Origin of the sequence: Amycolatopsis decaplanina DSM 44594, from assembly GCF_000342005.1 — a bacterium.
GTDB classification, from domain to species: Bacteria; Actinomycetota; Actinomycetes; order Mycobacteriales; family Pseudonocardiaceae; genus Amycolatopsis; species Amycolatopsis decaplanina.
The window spans coordinates 1-1,076 of the sequence record NZ_AOHO01000051.1 but is presented as its reverse complement, the minus strand read 5'-3'; the positions used below and the strand labels follow the sequence as shown (position 1 = coordinate 1,076).

The following is a 1,076-nucleotide window of genomic DNA, read 5'->3' as shown; positions in this document are numbered from 1 at the left end:
CTCGACCGGGTGACGATCCCGGCGGCTCCCAGGTCCCGTCCCGGGGATGGTTCCGGGGGCCGCCAGTACAGTCCGGGCCATGGCCATCACCGCGATCTCCGCTCCGGAGCCGCCTGGCCCGAACGGCATCGTCAAGGTCGTCGCGCCGCACGTGGAGTTGAGCCCGCTCGGCGACTCCCAGCTGCAGGGCAGCTGTCCCTTCTGCGGGTCACGGGCGTTCAGGGTTCGCCCGGCCTACGGCACCTTCCACTGCTTCGGCTGCGGCGACGGCGGTGACGCCCAGATGTTCGCCGCCAAGATCAGCCACATCGAGTGCAACCTGGACGGCTAGCGGGACAGCCCCGGCGTGGAGTCGGGGAGGGTGAGGCGGTAGTCGACGCTGCCCCCGTTGCCGCGGTGCCCCAGCAGACGGTCTTGGCGCATCAACGCGTTGAAGCAGTCCATCAGCGCGCACGCGGTGAAGGTGTCGTAGACGAGGGCGTTCTTCTCTTCGCTGGGCAGGTCCTTGTTGAGCACGCTCGCGACGTGGACGCGGTAAAAATCGGGCATCTCGAAGTTCAGCAGGACGCCGTCGGCGTCGGCCGCGGCCGCGAGCGCGTCGATGACGACAGACTTCACCATGCTGTAGCGCACGGTGGCCAGCACGCCGTTCAGGAATTCCGCGGGTGTCACGAACCTGGCGCCTGGTGCGGCGTGGTCGGCCGGATCCCAGGGGGCACGCGAGGTCGGCAGTGCGCTGACGTTGCTCATGAAGCCTCCATCGGCTGGGTGAGATCGGGGTGAAAGGCGAGCGCGAGCCGGTCGATCAGGCCGTGCTCGGTCTCGCCGGTCAGCATCGCGAGCTGTTGCAGCAAGGTGAACGCGGTCGTGACGAGGCCGCCGGTCAGGTAGTCCGGCGAGTCCGCGGGAAAGCGATCCCGGACGTCGACGATGTACTCGCTGACGGCGGCCGCTCCGGCTTCGGTCCACAGGTCCTCGTCGGCACACCGCCGGAGGATCGCGAGCGTTGACAGCTGAGCGTCCCCGTAGAGATCTTCGTGCGTCACGAGCAGCAGCGTCGCAGAGCGGGCGGCGAC

3 protein-coding genes are annotated in these 1,076 nt (G+C 68.7%); 1 reads left to right on the top strand and 2 read right to left on the bottom strand.

Annotated elements, in window-relative coordinates; genetic code table 11:
• Positions 1-79 precede the first annotated feature (79 nt).
• On the top strand, positions 80-331 hold the full coding sequence (locus H074_RS42070) for a CHC2 zinc finger domain-containing protein (protein WP_007031221.1): 252 nt from the start codon (positions 80-82) through the stop codon (positions 329-331).
• On the opposite strand, the gene H074_RS16740 is transcribed toward H074_RS42070, so the two are convergent.
• Positions 328-750 (bottom strand): hypothetical protein, encoded by a 423-nt coding sequence (locus H074_RS16740; protein ID WP_007031220.1) that lies wholly within the window; start codon positions 748-750, stop codon positions 328-330. The two genes, H074_RS42070 and H074_RS16740, sit on opposite strands and share 4 nt — an antisense overlap.
• The coding region (locus tag H074_RS16735) for a hypothetical protein (protein ID WP_007031219.1) at positions 747-1,076 on the bottom strand (330 nt) is incomplete at its 5' end. The genes H074_RS16740 and H074_RS16735, both read right to left, overlap by 4 nt.

Excerpts from the sequence above, each read along its gene's own strand:
- H074_RS42070 (WP_007031221.1), top strand. The coding sequence starts at position 80 with ATGGCCATCACCGCGATCTCCGCTCCGGAGCCGCCTGGCCCGAACGGC.
- H074_RS16740 (WP_007031220.1), bottom strand. The coding sequence starts at position 750 with ATGAGCAACGTCAGCGCACTGCCGACCTCGCGTGCCCCCTGGGATCCG.